The sequence below is a fragment of the Micromonospora sp. KC606 genome, assembly GCF_004348675.1.
In the GTDB taxonomy this organism is placed as follows: Bacteria; Actinomycetota; Actinomycetes; order Mycobacteriales; family Micromonosporaceae; genus Micromonospora.
The window spans coordinates 1-3,085 of sequence record NZ_SMKN01000351.1; the positions used below are offsets into that span (position 1 = coordinate 1).

General features: G+C 73.9%; 3 protein-coding genes and 1 pseudogene. All 4 read left to right on the forward strand.

Features of this window, described 5'->3' with window-relative positions:
• Positions 1-432 (forward strand): annotated as a pseudogene (locus E1193_RS30725) (hypothetical protein); the annotation flags it as partial.
• Between the two features lie 194 nt (positions 433-626).
• Positions 627-1,313, forward strand: a complete 687-nt coding sequence (locus tag E1193_RS30730; protein ID WP_132186627.1) for a dienelactone hydrolase family protein — start codon at positions 627-629, stop codon at positions 1,311-1,313.
• Positions 1,306-2,046 carry a uracil-DNA glycosylase gene (locus E1193_RS30735; protein WP_347877054.1) on the forward strand — a complete coding sequence of 247 codons (741 nt, stop codon included), beginning with the start codon at positions 1,306-1,308 and terminating at the stop codon, positions 2,044-2,046. Before E1193_RS30730 ends, E1193_RS30735 begins: the two co-directional genes overlap by 8 nt.
• Positions 2,047-2,065: 19 nt before the next feature.
• Positions 2,066-2,806: a DUF4129 domain-containing protein gene (locus E1193_RS30740; RefSeq protein WP_132186630.1), complete on the forward strand. Its 741-nt coding sequence runs from the start codon at positions 2,066-2,068 to the stop codon at positions 2,804-2,806.
• The last annotated feature ends 279 nt before the right edge of the window (positions 2,807-3,085 follow it).

The window sequence follows — 3,085 nt, forward strand, 5'->3', positions numbered from 1 at the left end:
GGAGATGAGCCGGGCAGCGAGCGGCCGGGGGCGCTGGCCGCCGGAATCGGCGTCCTGAAGGCGCTCGCCATAGTCGCCGTGGTGGTCGGGCTGCTCGTCGCCGCCGCACTGAAGTTCGGCGCTGCCGAGGCCCTCGCCGACCTGCTCCAACCCGACCCGGTGCAGCGGGCGCGGGCCGGTGACTGCCTGACCGAGTTGCCGCAGGTCAGCGGTATGGAGGAGCGGACGGTACGGGACGTGGCGGTAGTCGACTGCGGCACCGCCGAGGCGGCGTACACGGTGGTCGGTCGGGTGCCCGACCAGACCCAGGAACAGGCCCGGTCCGGCAAGGCGTGCGAACAGTTCGTCGCGCCCGGCCAGGACGGTTACGTCTTCTACAACATCGCTTCAGGCGAGCGGGGCTACCTGCTCTGCCTGACGAAGAAGGGCTGACCGAGCCTCACCGGCGGCGGCGCGGGCACCGTCCCGGGACCGCCGCCGGTGTTTCGGGTCTCCGCCGAGGTGAACGGGAGGTAAATGCCACTGTTCTCGCATCTTCCCGACGCGTCCACGGCGTGGCAGGCTACCGGCACGTACGACCACTGTGCGACCAGCCAATGATGACTGACCGTCAGGAGGGCAGACCCATGGGCGAGATGGTGAGTTACACCGGCAACGCAGGGCCTCGCGGGGGGTATCTCGCGATACCCTCCAGCGGTGCGGCCAGCCCGGCGGTCATCGTCATCCAGGACTGGTGGGGGCTGGTACCCCACGTCCAGGCGGTCGTGGACCGGTTCGCCGAGGCCGGCTTCGTCGCCCTCGCCCCGGACTTCCGGCACGGCGAGCCGGCCAGCAAGCCGAGTGAGCCCCGCCAGATGCTGAACAGCGCGCAGATGGACGAGGCGGCGGCGGACATCGCCAGCGCCGCCGAGTACCTGGCCGGCCGGCTCGACGTCACCGGCAAGATCGGCTGTGCCGGGTTCTGCGCCGGCGCCAGCCTGGCCCTCTGGGCGGCCACCCACTCCGAGCGGATCGTCGCCACCGCCGCCTTCTATCCCCGGCTGCCCTGGGAGGGGATGAGCCGGGAGTGGACCGACTACGCGGGCAAGGCCGCGGTCGTCCACTGCTCCGAGGCCGACGGCACCTCCAGCGCGGACGGAGTGCAGACCGTCCAGCGGGCTGTCGAGGCCGCCGGCGGCACCTGCCAGACCTACGACTACCCGGGCACCGCGCACGCTTTCTTCAACGAGGACCGGCCGGAGCACTTCGACCAGCGGGCCGCCGCCACCGCCTGGGCCCGTACCCTCGAACTCTTCCGGGCCAAGCTTGGTTGAGGTCCGTAACCCCGCCGAGGTGGTCGCCCGCGCCGCGCGGGCGACCGACCTGGCCGACCTCGACGGCGCGGTCAGCGACTGCTTCGCCTGCCCCCGGCTGGTCACCTGGCGGGAGGAGGTCGCCCGGACGAGACGGGCGGCCTTCCGGGACCAGGACTACTGGGGCCGGCCGGTGCCCGGCTTCGGCCCGCCGGACGCCCGCATCGCCATTCTCGGCCTGGCGCCCGCCGCACACGGCGGCAACCGCACCGGCCGCATCTTCACCGGCGACCGCTCCGGCGACGTGCTGTTCGCCGCGCTGCACCGGGCCGGCCTGGCCACCCAGCCGACCAGCGTGGCCGCCGACGACGGGCTGGCCCTGCGTGACGTCCGTGTCTTCAGCGCGGTCCGCTGCGCCCCGCCGGACAACAAACCGACCCCGACCGAACGGGACGCCTGCGCCCCCTGGCTGCACCGCGAGGTCGCGCTGATTCGGCCCACCCTGCGCGTCGTGGTGGCGCTGGGCGCCTTCGCGTGGGCCGCCTGGTGGCCGGTGCTGCGCCAGGTGTACGGCAACCGCCCGCCCAGCCCGCGACCGGTCTTCGGCCATGGGGCACACTGGTCCGGGACGGCCGCCCCCACACTGCTCGGCTGCTACCACGTCAGCCAGCAGAACACGTTCACGGGACGGCTGACACCAGGGATGCTGGACGACGTGTTCGCCCGGGCGAAACAACTCGCCGGGGTGGACTGAACTGCGTGGGGCGGTGGCGATGGACCTCGGCGTGCTGCGCAGGTGGTGGCCCGTAGCCGCGATGGCCCTCCTGCTCGCCGCCGCCGCGCTCGCCGCCGGGCACTCCTCGATCGGCGCCAGCCGCATCCCGCCCGCCGCCGACAACATCCCGTACGTCCCGCAGTACCCGACCGCCGAACCGGCGCCCTCGATCCCGGTCGAGCCCCGCGACGGCGCGGAGGCCACCCGGGCGAACGTGCCGCAGTGGATCGCCACCGTGGCGGTCGTCCTGCTCGGACTCGCCGTTCTGGCCGCGCTCGGCTACCTGACCTGGACGCTGCTGCGCGGCGCGTTGCGCCGTACCACCCGCGCCGTCCCGGCCGCACGGGCCCGGCGCAGCGCCGAGGGCACCGCCCGCGAGGTGGTCGCCGCCCTCGACGCCGGCCTGGTCGAGTTGGACGACGCCGACACCGACCCCCGCACCGCCGTCATCGCCTGCTGGGTCCGGTTGGAGGAGGCCGCCACCGAGGCCGGAGTGCCGCGCCACACTGGCGACACCCCGACCGACCTGGTCACCCGGCTGCTCCGGGGCGACCCGGCTGCCGGGGTGCCCGCCATCGCCAGCGCCGACGTGCTCGACAGCTTCGCTCACGTCTACCGCGAGGCCCGGTACGCCACGCACACGGTGGACGCGCGGATGCGTGACCAGGCCCGGGCCGCGCTGCGCCGGCTGCGCGGCGAACTGGCGGCCCTCGCCACGGCCGGCGAGATGCCCGCATGAGCGCGAGGCATCCGGGGGTGACCGGGTGAGCGCGAGGAGTGAGCCGCGTTTGCGAGCCCCGCAGTCGCGAATGGGGTGGGTTCGGTGAGCGCGAGGAGTGAGCCGGGTTTGCGAGCCCCGCAGTCGCGAACGGGGTGGGTTCGGTGAGCGCGAGGAGTGAGCCGCGTTTGCGAGCCCCGCAGTCGCGAACGGGGTCAGTGCAATGAGCGAGCGGACCGGCCTCGACGACCTGCTCAGCTTCGAGGAGGAGCCGCCGCCCCGGTCGGGGCGGGCAGGGGG